Origin of the sequence: Mesorhizobium sp. B2-5-13 (assembly GCF_006440535.1) — a bacterium.
Taxonomy (GTDB): domain Bacteria; phylum Pseudomonadota; class Alphaproteobacteria; order Rhizobiales; family Rhizobiaceae; genus Mesorhizobium; species Mesorhizobium salmacidum.
Map to the genome: position 1 here is coordinate 1 of NZ_VFUI01000020.1, position 17,602 is coordinate 17,602.

The following is a 17,602-nucleotide window of genomic DNA, read 5'->3' on the forward strand; positions in this document are numbered from 1 at the left end:
TCAGCCACCGCATCAAGAAATGCGCCTGGAATGACGACTATCTCATCAATGCCATCACTCATATGCGATAGCCCTGCACAAGAAGGGGGAGATTGGCAACTTTAACGCTGGCTCAAATCCAGCGCCGCACCCGCTTGGCATAGTCGCGGTATTTCTTGCCGAATTTCGCCGCCAATATCTTTTCCTCGCCCTCGATCGCGACCTTCTGGGTGACGAAGGCGGCGACGAAGGCAAGCAGGAAAAACCAGGCGATGCCCGAGAGGAAGGCAACGCCGATCAACAGCAGCGTATTGGCCAGGTACATCGGGTTGCGGGTGATGCCAAAGGGGCCGGTCGTGACGAGATGATCAGGCACGGCGTTGGGATTGAGCGTTGTCCTGGCCCGCATCATGGTGCGGATCGCGGTGAACCAGAGTACGGCGACGGCGAACAACGCCACCCAACCAGCGGCGAACAGAATGTCGCCCAGGAGGTCTCCGATCCAGGGCAAGGGATAGAGCATGCCGAGGATGATGCTGATGGCGATCGCGGCAGCGTAGATCACCGGCGGCCACGGTATCATGCCAGGCTTCGGCTCGGTCATTGTGTTCCTCCCTCGGTCATCTTGTCGTCCGTCTTGGCGGTGCAGGTTGCGGCAAGATCGGACAGATGCGCCCTGAAGTCCGCAGTCTGGTCGTTGTTGAAGAGCCGATCAAGAGATCCTTCGCCTTGCAGCGTATCAAGCATGCAGCCGCAATAGCTCGAACAGAAGGTTGCGTTGCGCATCTGCTCGCACGAGCGCTGGCAGGTTTTCAGGAAATTGACCTGCGGGGGCTCGACTTGCGCCGGCATCAGTTGCGAGAACAGCCAGATGCAACCGATCAGCAGCGGCTGGTGGATCAGGTAGAAGGCCAGGCTGTGGCGGCCGATGAAGACCAGTGGATTGGCCCAGCGGCCCGGCACGAGGCTCGCCAGGCGTGCCCGTATGCCGGAAGCGGAAGCGAGTTTCGCCACTCCGAGGCCGAGAAGCACCGCGCCGAACCAGGGGAACAGCGGCACGTAGTCGTTGGAGCGCGGATTGACGGCGGAAAGGCCGATCCACCACAGCCAAGGGTGATCGAGTGCCTCGAAGCGCAGGTAGACGGGCGCCGCGATGACCAGCGCGGCGGCGACAAGCGTCAGCAGCGCCGGCAGGCGCAGGAAGGCGAGGCCAAGAAGGCTGGCGAGCCCGATCTCATGCAGGATGCCGAAAAAAATGAATCCGTCAGGCGTGGCGATGCGGGTGACGACCGAGATGGCGACCGCCGCACCGGCGACCATGGCGAACCGTTTCCAGAAGGAGTTCCAGCGGATCTGTCGGCCATGGGCGAGATAGAGGCTGACGCCGACAAGGAACAGGAAGGTCGAGGCGATGCAGCGGGCGTAGATCTTCCACCAGCCGAAGGCGGTGAGACCGGGGTCGGTGTAACCGAAGAATTCCAGGTCCCAGGTGAAATGGTAGCTTGCCATCGCGATCAGCGCGATGCCGCGCAAAATATCGATGGCAACGATGCGCTTCGATAGCTGCGGAACGGGTGCGGTCGGCGTGTGGATGCTCATGGTCTCGCGATCTGATTCAGCCCTCCAAGACGACTATCACGGTTGCACTGGATAGAAGAAGACCGGTCGCCTTGGCCTGACCGCGGGGCGGAGCCCGCGCCAGCCGCCGAATTGGGCCAGCGCGGGAAAGCCTTTGACCGGCTTCGCTTTTTGCCGGGTGTGCGTCGGTTTCCTCTTAATGGGCCTGAAATGTCCACGGCAGATTTGACGCCGCGATTCTGCTTTGGGGAAGCAATGTCCACGCATGTGCGCCATCCGATCTGGCTTCCGGCCCTCAAGGCCGCGGATGCGCGCACCTTCGCCTCGCTCTACGCGGTCGAGTCCTTCGCCCGCGCCATGGTGTCGAGCGTCATCCCGATCCAGGCCTACGAGATACTCCACAACGAGCAGATCGTCTCGATCCTCTACACCGTCGTATCCATGCTCGGCCTCTCGGTGACCTTGTTCATGCCGATGCTGATCCGCCGCTTCGCGCGGCGCTGGGTCTACACGGCAGGCGCCTGCCTGCTCGCCATCGGCTCGCTGTTCTTCGTCACCCACACGCTCGCTGGACAACTCGCCGGCATGCTGTGCCGCGTCATGGGCGCCAGTGCGCTGTCGATCACACTCAACCTCTACATCATGGACCACATCCGCAAGACCGACTTCATGCAGGCCGAATCGCTGCGCATGGCGTGGTCGATGGTTGCCTGGACGGGCGGGCCGACGCTTGGCATTTTCCTTTATGCGCATTTCGGCATCTATGCCGCGCATGGCGCGGTGGCGGTTTTCGCCATGGCTTTGCTGGCGCTGTTCTGGACCTACCGGCTGGGCGACAACCCGTCGATCCGCCCGGGCAAGACGCGGCCGGCAAATCCGCTCGCCAACATCGGCCGCTTCGTGGCGCAGCCAAGGCTCAGGCTCGCCTGGCTGATCGCCTTCGGCCGGTCGTGCTTCTGGACGACGTTCTTCGTCTATGGACCGCTGTTCATGGTGATCACCGGCGAGGGTGAACTGGCGGGCGGCCTGCTGGTCTCGGCCGGCAATGCGCTGCTGTTCATGGCGATCTTCTGGGGCAAGGCAGGAAAACGCTTTGGCGGCCGACGCACCATGACGTTTGCCTATTTCGCCATGTCGGCGTCGCTGCTGGCGGCGGGCACGGTCGGAGCGGCAGAGCCGTTGCTGACCGGCGCCTTCCTGTTGTGCGGCGCCTTCTTCACCATCGCGCTCGACGCGCTGGGCTCGACCGCCTTCATGCGCTCGGTGCGCTCCTATGAACGCGCGCAGATGGCGGCGGTCTACCGCACATATCTCGACTTTTCCGAATTGACGCCGCCGCTGGTCTATTCGGTGGTGCTGGCCTTCTTCGGATTGGGATCGGTGTTCGTCACGCTCGGCCTGCTGGCGGCGTTTTGTGGCCTCATGACCTGGCGCTACCTGCCTAAATCCCTCTAAAAAATCAGAGCGAAAGCTCAGCATGGCGCTCGCGCACCCAATTGTGGAAGCGGTGCAGCTCATATTCCTCGGGCATCAGCACGCCGGCTGTATGACGCATCGAGCGCAGGCCCTTCTGGTTGACCTCGCAGATCGCGGCATCCTCCTCCAGCACCTGTGTGCCGAAGGCGACGATGTTGTCGATATCGGTGGCGGCGAGCGCCTCGGGCGCGAACAGCCATTCGGCGGTCAATTCGGTCTGTTCGGGACCGAGCGGCACCAGCCGCACGGTCCTGACATAGTCGACATGGCCGACGATGAACATCGAGGGCAGGCTGGTGGCGTAGGTCTGGCCGGCGGTGCGTTCCGCCTGCGTCAAGCCGGGGAAAACCGGCCCATGCGTCTGCCCATCACGCGACCATGTTTCAGCCCCGGCGCGCAGGCCGCCGGAGAATTCCGGCGCATCATTGTCTGCATGGCGCGTCCATTCGGGATCGTCATGCCGGCTCATCAGGCCGCGGCCATAGATCGGCACCAGCCGCGACAGGTCCTTGTGGACGCCCGGGCAGTGCAGGCACTCGTTGAAGTTTTCCCAGAAAATCTTCCAGTTGCAGTTCATCACCTTGCGCAGCACATGGCCTGACACCAGCGTGTCCAGCGGCCAGTTGCCGAGGTCGCCGGAGGCCGGGTCGAAGGATGACTGCACTGAGCCGGCGGCATCTTCAGCAAGATTGACGAAGACGAAGCCCCGCCGCACCGAGAGTACAACGCGGTAAAGCGGGTGGTCGGCCTTGTCGAAGCCGTCAGGCAGCGATTTCGACGGTACACGCACCAGATCGCCACGCAGCGAATAGGACCAGGCATGGTACGGGCAGGTGATCAGCCGCGCCTTCAGGCGTCCTTCGCTTTCCTGGCAAAGCTGCGAACCGCGATGCCGGCACGTGTTGTGGAAGGCATGCAACTCGCCGGCGTCGTCGCGCAGCACAAGGATTTCCTGCGTGCCGACGCGGAAGGTGCGGAATGCCAAAGGCTGGGCAAGGTCGGTCTCGCGGCAGACGAGCAGCCAATTTCTGTACCAGATGGCATCGAGATCACGCTGATAGTTCTCCTGGTCCCAATAGGCCGATGACGGCAGCGTCTGCTCGGTTCGGGTCAGGCCGTTATAGGGCTCGCGCTCGCTGGCATTGGGCTGCATGGCTGGCTTCCTGTGAGGGTTGCGAACCGACACCCGACTAGAAAATTTGTCAATCAGGACGGGATGGAGCGGCTTCGCCGATACGACGCTCCTGCGCTGGCGACTGTCGGAATTTGGTTTGCCGCGCGCGGCGAATTTCCCTATAGTCACCAACGTCGTCGGTTCCTTTTTGGAGCCAAGAGGGAATGCGGTGCGGGCAGGAATTCCTGTCCAATGCCGTGGCTGCCCCCGCAACTGTGTGCGGTAGTCCTCTCCATATGCCACTGAGGGTTTTCCTCGGGAAGGTGGGGAAGGGCGCTTATCCGCGAGCCAGGAGACCTGCCGGCGACAGGAAACTGACTTCGATGCCCTCGGGTGGAGGGCGAAAGGACAAGACATGACTACCGCTTCCGTCTCCCTCGGCGCCTCCGTCTCCTCGCAGTCGCGCTTCATGCAGCTCGCGCTCGCGGCGCTGCTCGGCATGTTCGTCGTCGGCTTTGTCGGTTTCTCGCATATCGATGCGGTCCACAATGCCGCCCACGACTATCGCCACTCGATGGCGTTTCCCTGCCACTAACGAGGATCTGACATCATGAATCTGTTTCGCAACGTCGTGTTCGTCGCGGCGATCGCGGGGCTCGTGGCGGGTGTCGTTCTCGCCTGCATGCAGGCCTATGCGACAGTGCCGCTGATCCTCAAGGCGGAAGTCTACGAACAGGCCGGCGGCGGCCATCACCATGACCACGCGGCTGCACCGGCGGCGAGCAACGATGCGGTGAGCACGGTCGCGCCCGCTGGGAATGCGATGAGTTCTGCCGCGCCAGCACCCGCCGCAGTCACGGCACCGGCGGAGGAAGATGAAGGCTGGGCGCCGGCCGACGGTGTCGAGCGTTTTGCCTTCAGCGTGGTTGCCAATATCGTCACCGGCATCGGCTTCGCGCTGGTCCTGGTCGCGATTTCCGAGTTTGCCGGCGGCGTCGGCAATTGGCGCCAGGGCGTATTCTGGGGGCTGGCCGGCTTTGCCGTGTTCACGCTGGCACCAGGCCTCGGCCTGCAGCCGGAACTGCCGGCGATGCCGGCGGCCGATCTGCTTGCGCGCCAGATCTGGTGGACGGCAACGGCCGCGGCGACCGCTATCGGCCTTGGCCTGATCGTGTTTCGCAGATCGCTACCATTGACCATCTTCGCCGTCTTGCTGATCGTCGTCCCGCATATCGTCGGCGCGCCGCAGCCCGACAGTTTCGAGACGCCTATCCCGGAAGGCCTGCACCATCAGTTCGTGGTGGCGGTGACGGTGACCAATCTGGTGTTCTGGCTGGTGCTCGGCGCGGTCGTGGGCGTGGTGCGCAGGCGCTTCACCGGCACGGCGACCAGCTTGCGCGACAGCTTTGCCTGATCGCGGCAAGCTGACTTTCATCATCGGTGGCGCGCGCTCCGGAAAGAGCGCGCACGCCGAAACCCTGGTGACGGCATTCCCCCCGCCATGGGCGTATGTCGCCACGGCGCAAACCTATGACGATGAGATGCGCGAGCGCATCGCGGTGCACCGCTCGCGGCGCGGTGAGGGCTGGTCGACCATCGATGCGTCACTCGACCTTGCCGAAGCGCTGGAGGCCTTGCCGGATGATCGGCCGGTGCTTGTCGACTGCCTGACGCTATGGCTGACCAATCACATGCTGGCCGATTACGACGTCGAGGCGGAGTGCCGACGGCTGGCCGACTTGCTGTCGCGGCCGCGCGGACCGTGGTTCGTGGTGTCGAACGAGGTCGGGCAAGGCATCGTGCCCGACAATGCGCTGGCGCGGCGTTTTCGCGACGACGCCGGCCGGCTCAACCAGCGGGTCGCCGCGGTTGCCGACACGGTGCTGCTGATGGTGGCGGGGCTACCGCTCAAGGTGAAGTGAAATGACCGATATCGACGACAAGGATGAAGAGCGCCATCGCGCCAAGATGGCCAAGCGCAAGGCGGTGCAGGACGCCGAGGTTGCGAGCAAGACGGTCGAGAAGGGGTTGCTGATCGTCAACACCGGTCCCGGCAAGGGCAAGACCACGGCCGCCTTCGGGCTGGCGCTGCGGATGCTCGGCCACGGCAAGCGCGTCGGCGTCGTGCAATTCATCAAGGGCAAATGGCACACCGGCGAGAAGGATGCGTTTGCCGCCTTCGGCGACCGCGTGGTCTGGCATGCTATGGGCGAGGGTTTCACCTGGGAGACGCAGGACCTGAAGCGCGATATCGCCGCCGCCGAAGCCGCCTGGGCCAAGGCGCTGGAATTGATCGACGATCCCTCGATCAGCCTTGTCGTGCTCGACGAGCTCAACATTGCGTTGCGCTACGACTATCTCGATCTCGACAAGGTGGTTGCGGCGCTGAAGGGCCGGCGCGAGGGTCTGCATGTCGTCATCACCGGCCGCAACGCCAAGCCAGCGCTGGTCGAGGCTGCCGATCTGGTCACCGAGATGGGCGTCACCAAGCATCATTTCTCGGCGGGCGTGAAAGCTCAGCAGGGCATCGAGTTTTAAAAAACCAGAACAGCGATTACCGCGACCAGGCCGAACAAGCCAATCAGCAGGAAATCAGCGACACGGTAGAGTTGCAGCGCGCGCCTTATATCGCCGCTGTCGACATCGCTGCGGCCGCCTTCGCCCATGAAGATGTCGTCGACCATGACACCGCCATAGCTGCGTGGTCCGGCAAGCGCGAGCCCAAGCGCGCCGGCCATGGCCGCTTCGGGCCAGCCGGCATTGGGCGAGCGGTGTTTTTTCGCGTCGCGCCGTACCGCTTGCCAGCCGCAGTGGGGGTCGGCGCCCTCGACCAAGAAGGAAGCGAGCACGATCAGCAGCGCCGTCAGCCGCGATGCCGGCAGGTTGATCCAATCGTCGAAGCGCGCCGCCGCCCAGCCGAACGCCTCGTGGCGCGGGGTGTGGTGGCCGATCATCGAATCGGCGGTGTTGGCCGCCTTGTAGGCGGCGCCGCCGGCCAGCCCGCCAACGCCGGTCCAGAAGGCGGGGGCGACGATGCCATCGGAAAAATTCTCCGCCAGGCTTTCGATCGCCGCACGGCAGACGCCTGCCCGGTCCAGCGTTTCGGGATCGCGGCCGACGATCCGCGAGACGGCGGCGCGGCCCATGTCGAGGCCTCCACTGTCGAGCGCGTCGGCGACGGCTTCGACATGTTCATGCAGGCTCTTCTGCGACAGAAGCGATGTTGCCAGAAGGACGGCAATGATCCATCCCAAGGGGACGAACCAGAGCAGAACGAGCTGCACGCAAAGACCTGTCAGCGCCGGCACCAGCACGATGACCAAAAGCGCCTGGACACCACGTTGACGACGCAGTGCGTCGGGATCAGTGGCGCGGTTGAGCCTCAAGTCGAGAAAGGATATCAGCCTGCCGAACCACGTCACCGGATGGCCGATGGCGCGAAACAGCCAGTCGGGATAACCAAGGGCGAATTCGACAACCAATGACAGGAAAGCGATCAGGACAGACATGAAGCTTCTTGAAGGAGCGGTGGACCATGGTGGAAGTCTTGGCCGGGCAAGGGCGCTTTTCCCCAATGCCGTGCTGCCTTTCGTCGACCTCTCGACCGGTATCAATCCGCACTCCTACCCGCTTTTCGACCTGCCCGCCACCTCCCTGTGGCGGTTGCCGGAGGCCGCGCGTGGGCGCGAACTGATAGAGATCGCGGCCAACACCTATGGCGCGCCTTCCGCGGGAAACGTGGTGGCGGCGCCCGGGACCCAAATCCTGCTGCCGCGCGTGGCCTCGCTGGTGAGGCCCGGCCAGGCGATGGTGCTGGGGCCGACCTATGCCGAACACGCCCGGGCGGCGGCGATTGCCGGGCATGAGGTGGTGGAGGTCAGCGATTTCGCGGCGCTGGCGGACGCTGACCTCGCCATCATCGTCAATCCGAACAATCCGGATGGGCGCATCATCGAGCGCGACCGGCTGCTGATGCTGGCTGACGGACTTCGCGCCAAGGGCGGGCTGCTGGTCGTCGACGAGGCGTTCATGGATGTCGGTCCACGCGAACACAGCCTCGCCGCCGACGTCGGCCAGGCCGGCATTGTCGTGCTGCGTTCCTTTGGCAAGTTCTTTGGTCTGGCCGGCCTGCGGCTTGGGTTCGCACTTGCCGATGCGCCGACGGCTGAACGGTTGCACATGCAGTTCGGGCCGTGGGCCGTCGCCGGACCGGCGCTGGAATACGGCATCCGCGCGCTCGCCGATCTCGGCTGGCAAGATGCGATGCGGGCGTCGCTGGCGGATGAGGTGGTGCGGGTTGATGCGCTGTTTGGCCGGTTCGGCGTTCGCGTCGCGGGCGGCACCATATTGTTCCGCTATCTCAGCCTGCCCGATGCCGGCGGCCTGTTTTCCGCGCTTGGCGAGAGTGGCGTCCTGCTCCGGCATTTCTCCGACCGGCCGCATGCCCTGCGCGCCGGCCTGCCGGCAAACGAGGAGGAATGGCGCAGGCTTGAATCCGCCCTTGCCGAATGGGCGTCGCGGCGTGAGGATCGGTCGAAAGGTTCGAAACAATGATCCATGTCTGCTCGCTGGCGAAGATCGAGGAAACCGTTGCCAGGACCGGCGCCGACCGCATGCTGTCGCTGCTTGCCGCCGGAACGGACGTAATTCGACCAGCCTCGATCCCCCGGGAAAACCATCTGCATCTGGTCATGCACGACATCGCCATGGCGCAGGAGGGGATGACCATGCCGGGCGAGGAGCATGTGCGCGACCTGCTCGATTTCGCGCGCCGCTGGGACCGCGCAAAGCCGATGGTCGTGCACTGCTATGCCGGCATCAGCCGCTCGACCGCCTCGGCCTATATTATCGCCGCGGCTTTGGCGCCGAAACGCGACGAGGTGGAACTGGCGCAGACGCTGCGCGCGCTGTCGCCTTCGGCGACGCCCAATCCACGGCTGATCGCTGTGGCCGACACGCTGCTCGAGCGCAATGGCCGCATGATCGAGGCGATCGAAGCGATCGGGCGCGGCGCCGACGCCTTCGAAGGCACGCCGTTCGCCCTCAAGATCGACGGTTAGCTATCTCAGCCACTCCGCGAGCTTGGCCTTGCGCACATCGCGCACCAGGTTGATGAATCCGTCAGCCTGATATTCCGCGGTCAACCGGCCTTTCTCGGCTGTCGCGATGCTGGCGTCGCCGACCACGCCGTTTGCGTTGAGATCGCTAGCGATCCAGGCGAAGGCATGCGTGCCGGTCTGGCGCAGAAGCGCGAATTCCTTCTCCGCGTCGGCGACGTTGGAAACGAAACTGTCGGCCTTGCCCATGTCGACGAGGTCCGGCCGGAAATGCAGCATCAGCGAAGTCTCGACGTCGCCCCCATGGATGCCGTGGCGGTCCTCAAGTTCGGTGTACATGCCGGCCGGACGGCCAAAGCGCTGCCAACTGGTCTTCACCGCCAGCATCTTTTCGCGCACGCGCAGTTCGCGCGTGACGATACCCATGATCTCTTCATTGCCGCCATGGGAATTGACGACGATGAGCTTGCGCACGCCGGCGCGCGCTATCGACAGGCCAAGCTCGGTCCACGCCTCGATCAGCGTCGTTGCCGGCAGGGTCAATGTGCCCGGCGCGTGCAGATGCTCGTTCGACTTGCCCACCGCCTGGACCGGCAGGATGCGGATATCGAGGTCCTCGGGCAGGCGTGCGATCACCGTGTCGAGCATGCCGTTCATGATCGACGTGTCGGTCGAGACGGGCAGATGCGGCCCATGCTGCTCGATCGCCGCGACCGGCAGCACCGCGATCGTCATCTCGGGATCGATCGAGGCATACTCGGTTGTCCGGTAATCGCCCCACCAGACGCGTCTTTTTGCTACGGTCATGTCACGCCTCTTCAAATGATCAGGGCAGACCTAGCGCGGTGTGCCCGGCCTGTCGATCACCCGGCCGCGATCGCCTCGACCTCGACCTTGAATTCGGGCCGGGCAAAGCCGGAAACGATCATCAGCGTCGAGGCCGGCGCCGGGCTCGAAAACAGCCGGTCGCGGACCTCCATATAGGGCCGCAGATGCGCACGGTCGGTGACATAGGCGTTGATGCGCACGATGTCGCCAAGCCCCAGCCCGGCCTCGCTCAGGATCGCCGCGATGTTCCTGAAGCAGAGTTCGGCCTGCGCGCCGGCGTCGTCCGGTATCTGGTCGTCCGCCGTGATGGCGACCTGACCGGAGCACAGCACCAGCCGCTTGCCGGCCGCCACCTCGACGCCGTGGCTGTAATGGGCAAAGGGCGGCTTGATCGACTTCGGGGTGAGGAACTTGAACATGGCAATCTCCTGGATATCGCCAGCCTAAGACCAGATGCATTGCACCATCAAGATGGCGGTGCATGTCGCCGGTGCGATTGTGGACAGGCGTTCAAAAAATAGGCACGATGCCCTTCGGTGCAGCACGACCTTTCCGGATTTCGCAGATGGCTGTGGTGCAGGCGGGCGGGTCCCGGCGCGCGACGCCGGTGGCATGTGTCTTGCTTCTCGAATCTTTGGTGTCAAGCACGGCGCGCAGCGCGCTGGTGCAAATAAAGGGTGGTGGTCAATGTACGTGAAACAGAAGATTTCGGTCGCGGTGGTGGCTCTCCTTGCGGCCAGCACATTGGGCGCGGCGGCGAATGAAAAAGTGACTTTCGGCACCAACTGGCTCGCCGAGCCGGAACATGGCGGCTATTACCAGGCCGTGGCGGATGGCACCTATGCCGCCTGCGGCCTCGATGTCACCATCATGCAGGGCGGCCCGCAGGTCAGCGGCCGGCCGATGCTCCTTGCCGGCAAGATCGATTTCTACATGGGCGGCAATTTGCTGTCGGCCTTCGATGCCGTCCAGCAGGGCATTCCGATGCGTGTCGTGGCCGCCGATTTCCAGAAGGATCCGCAGGTCATCATGTCCCACCCCGGTGAGGGGCTCGACAAATGGGAAGACCTGAAGAACGCCGAGCAGTACATTCTGGGCGATGAAGGTGCGCAGACCTTCTTCCAGTGGATGGTCATCGAACTCGGTTTCGACGCTTCAAAGCGCGCGCCCTACACCTACAACACCGCTCCTTTCCTCGCCAACAAGAAGTCGATCCAGCAGGGCTACGTCACTTCGGAGCCGTTCGCGGTCAAGAAGGAAGGCGGCTTCGTGCCGAACCAGTTCCTGCTCGCCGACTATGGTTGGGATACCTATTCGACCACGATCGAGGTGATGCAGGACACGATCGACAAGAAGCCCGAGGTGGTCCAGTGCTTCGTCGATGGCTCGGCCAAGGGCTGGTACAAGTACCTCTACGGCGACAACAAGGCCGCCAACGATCTGATCAAGAAAGACAATCCTGACATAAGCGACGAGCAGATCGCTTTCTCGATCGACCAGATGAAGAAGTTCGGCCTTGCCGATTCCGGTGACACCGAGAAGCTCGGCATCGGCGCCATGACCGATGCGCGGATCAAGAGTTTCTACGACAAGATGGTCAAGGCCAAGGTCACGCCTGCAGGCATCGACATCACGAAGGCCTACACGCTGGCCTTCGTCAACAAGGGCGTCGGGCTCGAGCTGAAGAAATAGGCCGGCCCGGCATGATGCGGGAAAAGGTGGCGCAAACGCCCGCCTCGGACATGGCTCCGATCTTGCTGGCGCTGCGTGGCGTCGGCAAGGTCTTTTCCAATGGCGTGACGGCGCTCAGCGATGTCGACCTGACGATCCGGGAAGGCGATTTCCTGAGCCTGCTCGGACCATCGGGCTGCGGCAAGTCGACGGCGCTGCGGCTGATTGCCGGCCTGTCGACGCCGACATCAGGTGTGCTCGACTGGCGTGGCGGCGGTTCGCTCGACCGCGCGAATATCGGCTTCGTTTTTCAGGAGCCGACGCTGCTGCCCTGGGCCAGCGTCTTCGACAATGTCTGGCTGCCGCTCAGGCTGAAAGGCATTTCCCGCGCCAAGGCAGCTCCAGCGATAACGGAGATGCTGGCGCGTGTGCACCTGACCGGTTTCGAAGACGCTGTGCCGCGCGAACTGTCGGGCGGCATGAAGATGCGCGTCTCGATCGCGCGCGCCATGGTGACCAAGCCGCGCGTGCTGTTGATGGACGAGCCGTTCGCGGCGCTCGACGAGATCACCCGCTTCAAGCTCAACAACGACCTGCTGGAACTGTGGCAAGACGAACGCTTCACCGTCGTCTTCGTCACCCACAGTGTGTTCGAAAGCGTGTTTCTGTCCAACCGCGTCGTCGTCATGGCGGCGCGGCCGGGCAGGGTGTTCGACGAACTCGCCATCGAGGCATCCTATCCGCGCGACGAGGCGTTTCGCACCTCGCCGGATTATGCGGCCCTTTGCCGGCAGGCCTCGGATGTGCTGGTCAATGCCATCAATTCAACTGCGGGCTCGCATCATGACGGTCATTGACGGCACGTTGAAACTCGACCCCGAGGAGGCGCGGCGCGTGCGCCAGGAGCGGCTGGAGCGGATCGGCCGCTGGGTGCTGCCGCTGGCAATCATGATCCTGGCGATCTGGCTGTGGGACCGTATCTGCGTGTGGAACGAGATTCCGCAATACATCCTGCCGCGCCCCGGCGTGGTGCTGACAACGCTCTACAACGATGCCGGCCTGCTGTTTTCCGCACTGCTGGTCACCTTGCGCATCACCTTCCTCAGCCTGCTCCTCGCGGTTGTCGGCGGCGTCGGCCTGGCGGTCTTGTTCGCGCAGTCGAAGTGGGTGGAGATGTCGTTCTTCCCGTTCGCCATCGTGCTGCAGGTGACGCCGATCGTGGCGATCTTTCCGCTGATCAACATCTATGTCGACAATCAGACGACCAAGCTTCTGCTGTGCGCCTGGATCGTCGCCTTCTTCCCGATCCTGTCAAACACCACGCTTGGCCTGAACTCGGTCGACCGCAATCTGCGCGACCTGTTCAAGCTCAACGGCGCGACGCGGTGGCAGCAGCTGCGCTATCTCAGACTGCCGGCGGCGATGCCGTATTTCCTCGGCGGGCTGAAGATCGCTGGCGGCCTGTCGCTGATCGGCGCCGTGGTGGCCGAGTTCGTCGCCGGCGCCACCGGCCAGTCGTCGGGGCTCGCCTCGCGCATTATCGAGGCCGGCTACCGGCTGAATGCACCCAGGCTTTTCGCGGCGCTATTTTTGATTTCACTTACCGGCATCCTGATCTTCCTCGTACTGTCGCTGATTTCGCATCTCATTCTGCGGCGCTGGCACGAGAGCGCACTGAAGCAGGAGCGTTAGTGCCTTGATACCAACCTCCGGTCCCTATCACCTCGCCAATGTCCGGCTTCACGCGTCGCTGACGCCGGGCCTTGCCGCGGCTTTCGACAGAGATGGTTTTGCGCTGACCGATATCACCGTCGCGGGCGGCAAGATTTCCAGCATCGCCGCTGCGCATGCCGCATCGAAGGTATCGGCCGGCGCCATCGACCTTGGCGGCCGTGTCGTGCTGCCGTGTTTCGTCGACTGCCACACGCATATCGACAAGGGCCATATCTGGCCGCGAAAGCCCAATCCTGACGGTACGTTCATGGGCGCTCTGAACGCTACGGGCGCCGACCGCACTGCCCGCTGGAGCGCCGAGGATGTGGCGCGCCGCATGGATTTCTCGCTGCGCTCGGCCTATGCGCATGGCACCCGGGCGCTCAGAACTCATATCGACAGCGTCGCGCCGCAGGAGGAAATCTCCTGGCCGGTGTTCGAGACGATGCGCGAGGCATGGCGTGGTCGCATCAAATTGCAGGGTGCCTGCCTGCTCGGCATCGAGGGCGTGCGCGACAAAAAATGGTTCGACAGGCTGGCGAAACGCGTGGCCGCCGCCAAGGGCGTGCTTGGCGTCGTCACCTATATGGTGCCAGACCTGGAAGAGCTGCTCGACCACGTTTTCGTGCAAGCGATCAAGCATGGGCTCGATCTCGATTTCCATGCCGACGAGACCGACGATGTCGCCGCAATCTCGCTGAAGAAGATCGCCGAGGCGGCACTGTGGAACGGCTTCGAGGGAAAAATCCTCGTCGGCCATTGCTGCTCGCTGGCGCGGCAGCCGGATCTCGAGGTGCTGGACACGCTGGACAAGGTGGCGAAGGCTGGGCTCGCAATCGTGTCGCTGCCGATGTGCAATCTCTATTTGCAAGATCGTCGCACTGATCAAACCACACCGCGCTGGCGTGGCGTGACGCTGCTGCACGAGATGAAGGCGAGGGGCATTCCGGTGGCCGTCGCTTCAGACAACACGCGCGATCCCTTCTATGCCTATGGCGATCTCGACATGCTGGAGGTCTACCGCATGGCGACACGTATCCTGCATTTCGATCATCCCGTCGCCGACTGGCCGCAGGCGGTCACCGCGACGCCGGCCAAGGTGATGCGGCTCGATGGCTTCGGCACGCTTGCCGCCGGAGGCGATGCCGACTTCGTGCTGTTTAAAGGTCGGAGCTGGACGGAATTGCTGTCGCGGCCCGAATCGGATCGCATCGTCGTACGCGCCGGACGCGCGATCGACCGGCAATTGCCCGACTATGCCGAACTCGACGAGTTGATGGTGGAATGATGGATGTTTCGGCGCTGAAACGCGATCTCGATGGGATGAAGCTCGATGACAATCCGGCCATCGTCCAGCAGAAGAGCCGCGACTTCTACTGGTACAGCCCGGTTCTGAAACAGCAGCTCGACCATGTGACCGGCGACCTGATCGTGACGCCGAAGACCGAAGCCGAGCTGATCCGCGTGCTTGCCGCCTGTCACCGCCATGGCGTGCCGGTGACGCCGCGCGGCAGCGGCACCGGCAATTACGGCCAGGCGATGCCCCTGTCGGGAGGCGTGGTGCTCAATCTTGCGGAGATGAACGAGATCAAGTCGATCGGCCCAGGCCGCGTGGTGACCGGACCCGGCGCGATCCTGGCCGACATCGACAAGGCGACACGGGCGCATTCCGGACAGGAATTGAGGCTGTCGCCCTCCACCTACAACACCGCTTCGATCGGCGGCTTCATCGCCGGCGGTTCTGGCGGCGTCGGCTCGATCAATTTCGGCGGATTGCGCGATTTCGGCAATGTGCTGCGCTTGCGCGTGGTGACGATGGAGGCCGAGCCGAGGGTGCTCGAACTGACAGGCGAAGACCTGCACAAGGTGACCCATGCCTATGGCACCAATGGCATCATATCAGAGGTCGAGATGCCGCTGACGGCAGCCTATGAGTGGATCGACGTCATCGTCGGCTTCGACGCATTCATGGATGCGGCCCGCTATGGCAATGCGCTGGCGTGCCAGGATGGCATCCTGACCAAGCTGATCACGCCGATCGCAGCACCCGTTCCGCAGCTTTACTTCAAGCGGCACCAGAAATTTTTCAGGGAAGGCCAAAGCATCTGCGTCGTCATGGTGGCGCGGCATGGGCTGGATGCCTTTCTTGCCTTCACGCGCCGCGCCGACGGTGAAGTGATCTTCAACGCCGCCCTTGCCGCGCCGGAGGAGAAAAAGGGCCTGCCGCCGGCCTATGAATTGGCCTGGAACCACACCACGCTCAGGGCGCTGCGCGTCGACCCAGCCATTACCTATCTGCAGTCGCTCTATCCCTTTCCCAACCAGCTGGCGCTGGTCGAGAAAATGGATGCGATGTTTCCCGGAGAAGTGTTCTCGCATCTCGAATTCGTGCGGCTGGACGGCAACATCACCTGCTTTGGCCTGCCACTGGTCAACTTCACCACCGAGGCGCGGCTCAACGAGATCATCCGTCTGCACGAGGACAATGGCTGCCCGATCTTCAACCCGCACCGCTACACGCTGGAAGAGGGCGGCATGAAGCAGACGGACGCGGTGCAACTCGCCTTCAAGCGTGAGACCGACCCGCAAGGCTTGCTCAACCCTGGCAAGATGATCGCCTGGGAAAACCCGGACTATGATTATCGTTCGGGCCGGACTTTTCTGTTCAAGGGGCTGCAAAAGGCAGGCTGATAACGATGAAGCGTTGGCGCCAAGCCACCCCCCTCTGCCCTGCCGGCCATCTCCCCCTCAAGGGAAATTGGATGTCGCCTGGGCTTTCGCCAATTGCCAACGCCGCAACGGATTGGGGACGTCGAAACTGCCAATCTCCCCCCTGGAGGGGGAGATGCCCGGCAGGGCAGAGGGGGGCGCCTCGCGCTGACCTGCGGGATGTCCTCCCATGAACATCCTCGTCCTCTACGCCCATCCGGTCGAGACCAGCTTCAATGCCGGCCTGCACCGGATGATCGTCGAGCGGCTGACGGTGGCGGGCCATACAGTCGATGACTGCGACCTCTATGCCGAGGACTTCGACCCGCGGCTGACGCGGGCCGAGCGGCTCGGCTATCACGACCAGCGTGGACCAGGCGATGCGGTTACCGGCTACATTCAGAGGCTACAGGCAGCCGAGGCTCTGGTGCTGTCGTTTCCGGTGTGGAACTACGGCTATCCGGCGATCCTGAAAGGGTTTTTCGACCGCGTCTTCCTGCCTGGCGTGTCGTTCAAGCTTGTCGACGGCAAAGTGCAGCCGACGCTACACAACATCCGCAAGCTGACGGCTGTCACCACCTATGGCGGCAGCCGATTCCGCGCCATGCTGATGGGCGACCCGCCGCGCAAGGTTGTGAAGCGCATGCTGCGCGCCACGATCAAGCCTGGCGCTCCGGTCTCCTATCTCGCCCACTATTCGATGAACCTGTCGACCGACGAGACGCGGAAGTCCTTCACGGCGAAGGTCGCGGCCAGCATGGATGCATTTTGATGCGTGCGCTTGTGGTCTATTGCCATCCGGTGCCGGAGAGTTTTTGCGCCGCGGTCCGCGATACCGCCGTGGATGTGCTGACGCGGCGAGGCTGGGACGTGCGGCTGCTCGACCTTTATGCGGAAAAGTTCGATCCGGTGATGAGCTGCGAGGAGCGGCGTTCCTACAACGATCAGGCGCCGCGGGATCCGGCGCTGAAACCCCATTTCGAACTGCTCAACTGGGCCGAGGCGATCCTGTTCGTCTATCCGACCTGGTGGTACGGGCTGCCGGCGATGTTGAAGGGCTGGCTCGACCGCGTGTGGGCGACCGACATCGCTTTCAAGCTGCCGGCTGGCAAGGGAGGGATCAAGTCGCTGATGACGCATGTGACCAAGGTCGGCGTCATCACCACCTGCGGTGCGCCGACCTGGTGGAGCGTCGTCGTCGGCCAACCCGGACGCAAGACCTTGCTGCGTGGCATGCGGGCGCTATGCGCCAGACGCTGCAAGACGTTCTTCCTGGCGCATTATTTGATGGACGCGTCGACGCCGGCGACGAGGGCGGCGTTTCTGGTGAAGGTGCGGGCGAAGCTGGAGCGGTTTTAAGCGCGGGACTTGCCTTCTCTCCTTGTGGTTAGAAGGTGGCCTCGCGAGGCGAGGTCGGATGAGAGGTGTTCCAGAGAACACCGACGTCTCACTCCGCTGGAACACCCCTCAACGGTTT

Annotated in this window: 20 protein-coding genes and 1 riboswitch; of the genes, 14 read left to right on the forward strand and 6 right to left on the reverse strand. The window is 63.4% G+C overall.

The window, feature by feature from the left end; genetic code table 11:
• Positions 1 to 112: 112 nt before the first annotated feature.
• A complete protein-coding gene (locus tag FJ434_RS24270; protein WP_140751893.1) occupies positions 113 to 583 on the reverse strand; it encodes an isoprenylcysteine carboxylmethyltransferase family protein in 471 nt (156 codons plus the stop codon).
• Positions 580 to 1,578, reverse strand: a complete 999-nt coding sequence (locus tag FJ434_RS24275; protein ID WP_140751891.1) for a DUF1624 domain-containing protein — start codon at positions 1,576 to 1,578, stop codon at positions 580 to 582. Before FJ434_RS24275 ends, FJ434_RS24270 begins: the two co-directional genes overlap by 4 nt.
• Before the next feature lie 234 nt (positions 1,579 to 1,812).
• Between FJ434_RS24275 and FJ434_RS24280 the strand changes: the two genes are divergently transcribed.
• Positions 1,813 to 3,012, forward strand: coding sequence for an MFS transporter (locus tag FJ434_RS24280; protein ID WP_140751889.1), 1,200 nt, complete (start codon positions 1,813 to 1,815; stop codon positions 3,010 to 3,012).
• A gap of 4 nt (positions 3,013 to 3,016) precedes the next feature.
• Here the strand turns inward: FJ434_RS24280 and FJ434_RS24285 are convergent, their stop codons facing one another.
• On the reverse strand, positions 3,017 to 4,186 hold the full coding sequence (locus tag FJ434_RS24285; protein WP_140751887.1) for an aromatic ring-hydroxylating dioxygenase subunit alpha: 1,170 nt from the start codon (positions 4,184 to 4,186) through the stop codon (positions 3,017 to 3,019).
• A gap of 142 nt (positions 4,187 to 4,328) precedes the next feature.
• Positions 4,329 to 4,527, forward strand: a riboswitch (cobalamin riboswitch).
• 35 nt (positions 4,528 to 4,562) lie between these two features.
• On the opposite strand from FJ434_RS24285, the gene FJ434_RS24290 reads away from it, so the two are divergent.
• Genes FJ434_RS24290 through cobO form a run of 4 tightly spaced genes read left to right on the forward strand, consistent with a single transcriptional unit; the run spans position 4,563 to position 6,685 of the window.
• Entirely contained in the window at positions 4,563 to 4,742 is a 180-nt protein-coding gene (locus FJ434_RS24290) for a CbtB domain-containing protein (RefSeq protein ID WP_140502595.1), read from the forward strand.
• 15 nt (positions 4,743 to 4,757) lie between these two features.
• Positions 4,758 to 5,561, forward strand: coding sequence for a CbtA family protein (locus FJ434_RS24295; RefSeq protein ID WP_140751885.1), 804 nt, complete (start codon positions 4,758 to 4,760; stop codon positions 5,559 to 5,561).
• On the forward strand, positions 5,554 to 6,069 hold the full coding sequence (gene cobU / locus FJ434_RS24300) for a bifunctional adenosylcobinamide kinase/adenosylcobinamide-phosphate guanylyltransferase (protein WP_140751883.1): 516 nt from the start codon (positions 5,554 to 5,556) through the stop codon (positions 6,067 to 6,069). The genes FJ434_RS24295 and cobU overlap by 8 nt, the downstream gene beginning before the upstream one ends.
• 1 nt (position 6,070) lies before the next feature.
• Entirely contained in the window at positions 6,071 to 6,685 is a 615-nt protein-coding gene (gene cobO, locus FJ434_RS24305; RefSeq protein WP_140502599.1) for a cob(I)yrinic acid a,c-diamide adenosyltransferase, read from the forward strand.
• On the opposite strand, the gene cbiB is transcribed toward cobO, so the two are convergent.
• The gene (gene cbiB / locus FJ434_RS24310) at positions 6,682 to 7,656 is read right to left on the reverse strand and encodes an adenosylcobinamide-phosphate synthase CbiB (protein WP_140502600.1); all 975 of its coding nucleotides are present in this window, start codon (positions 7,654 to 7,656) and stop codon (positions 6,682 to 6,684) included. The two genes, cobO and cbiB, sit on opposite strands and share 4 nt — an antisense overlap.
• Between cbiB and cobD the strand changes: the two genes are divergently transcribed.
• Both cobD and FJ434_RS24320 read left to right on the forward strand, forming a co-directional pair.
• Entirely contained in the window at positions 7,655 to 8,701 is a 1,047-nt protein-coding gene (gene cobD / locus FJ434_RS24315) for a threonine-phosphate decarboxylase CobD (protein ID WP_140751882.1), read from the forward strand. The genes cbiB and cobD overlap by 2 nt on opposite strands.
• Positions 8,698 to 9,207 (forward strand): tyrosine phosphatase family protein, encoded by a 510-nt coding sequence (locus tag FJ434_RS24320; protein WP_140751881.1) that lies wholly within the window; start codon positions 8,698 to 8,700, stop codon positions 9,205 to 9,207. Before cobD ends, FJ434_RS24320 begins: the two co-directional genes overlap by 4 nt.
• On the opposite strand, the gene FJ434_RS24325 is transcribed toward FJ434_RS24320, so the two are convergent.
• Complete coding sequence (locus FJ434_RS24325) at positions 9,208 to 10,011, reverse strand: creatininase family protein (RefSeq protein WP_140751880.1); 804 nt, start codon at positions 10,009 to 10,011, stop codon at positions 9,208 to 9,210.
• 56 nt (positions 10,012 to 10,067) lie between these two features.
• Positions 10,068 to 10,451 (reverse strand): RidA family protein, encoded by a 384-nt coding sequence (locus FJ434_RS24330; RefSeq protein WP_140718063.1) that lies wholly within the window; start codon positions 10,449 to 10,451, stop codon positions 10,068 to 10,070.
• 268 nt (positions 10,452 to 10,719) lie between these two features.
• Between FJ434_RS24330 and FJ434_RS24335 the strand changes: the two genes are divergently transcribed.
• From FJ434_RS24335 to FJ434_RS24370, 7 genes are all read left to right on the forward strand, one after another.
• On the forward strand, positions 10,720 to 11,724 hold the full coding sequence (locus tag FJ434_RS24335) for an ABC transporter substrate-binding protein (RefSeq protein WP_140502606.1): 1,005 nt from the start codon (positions 10,720 to 10,722) through the stop codon (positions 11,722 to 11,724).
• A gap of 11 nt (positions 11,725 to 11,735) precedes the next feature.
• The gene (locus tag FJ434_RS24340; RefSeq protein WP_140502607.1) at positions 11,736 to 12,560 is read left to right on the forward strand and encodes an ABC transporter ATP-binding protein; all 825 of its coding nucleotides are present in this window, start codon (positions 11,736 to 11,738) and stop codon (positions 12,558 to 12,560) included.
• A complete protein-coding gene (locus FJ434_RS24345; protein ID WP_140751879.1) occupies positions 12,547 to 13,395 on the forward strand; it encodes an ABC transporter permease in 849 nt (282 codons plus the stop codon). Before FJ434_RS24340 ends, FJ434_RS24345 begins: the two co-directional genes overlap by 14 nt.
• A 4-nt stretch (positions 13,396 to 13,399) precedes the next feature.
• Entirely contained in the window at positions 13,400 to 14,704 is a 1,305-nt protein-coding gene (locus FJ434_RS24350) for a cytosine deaminase (protein ID WP_140751878.1), read from the forward strand.
• Entirely contained in the window at positions 14,704 to 16,107 is a 1,404-nt protein-coding gene (locus tag FJ434_RS24355) for an FAD-binding oxidoreductase (RefSeq protein WP_140751903.1), read from the forward strand. The genes FJ434_RS24350 and FJ434_RS24355 overlap by 1 nt, the downstream gene beginning before the upstream one ends.
• Positions 16,108 to 16,315: 208 nt before the next feature.
• The gene (locus tag FJ434_RS24365; protein WP_140751877.1) at positions 16,316 to 16,897 is read left to right on the forward strand and encodes an NAD(P)H-dependent oxidoreductase; all 582 of its coding nucleotides are present in this window, start codon (positions 16,316 to 16,318) and stop codon (positions 16,895 to 16,897) included.
• Complete coding sequence (locus FJ434_RS24370) at positions 16,897 to 17,484, forward strand: NAD(P)H-dependent oxidoreductase (protein WP_140502613.1); 588 nt, start codon at positions 16,897 to 16,899, stop codon at positions 17,482 to 17,484. The genes FJ434_RS24365 and FJ434_RS24370 overlap by 1 nt, the downstream gene beginning before the upstream one ends.
• The last annotated feature ends 118 nt before the right edge of the window (positions 17,485 to 17,602 follow it).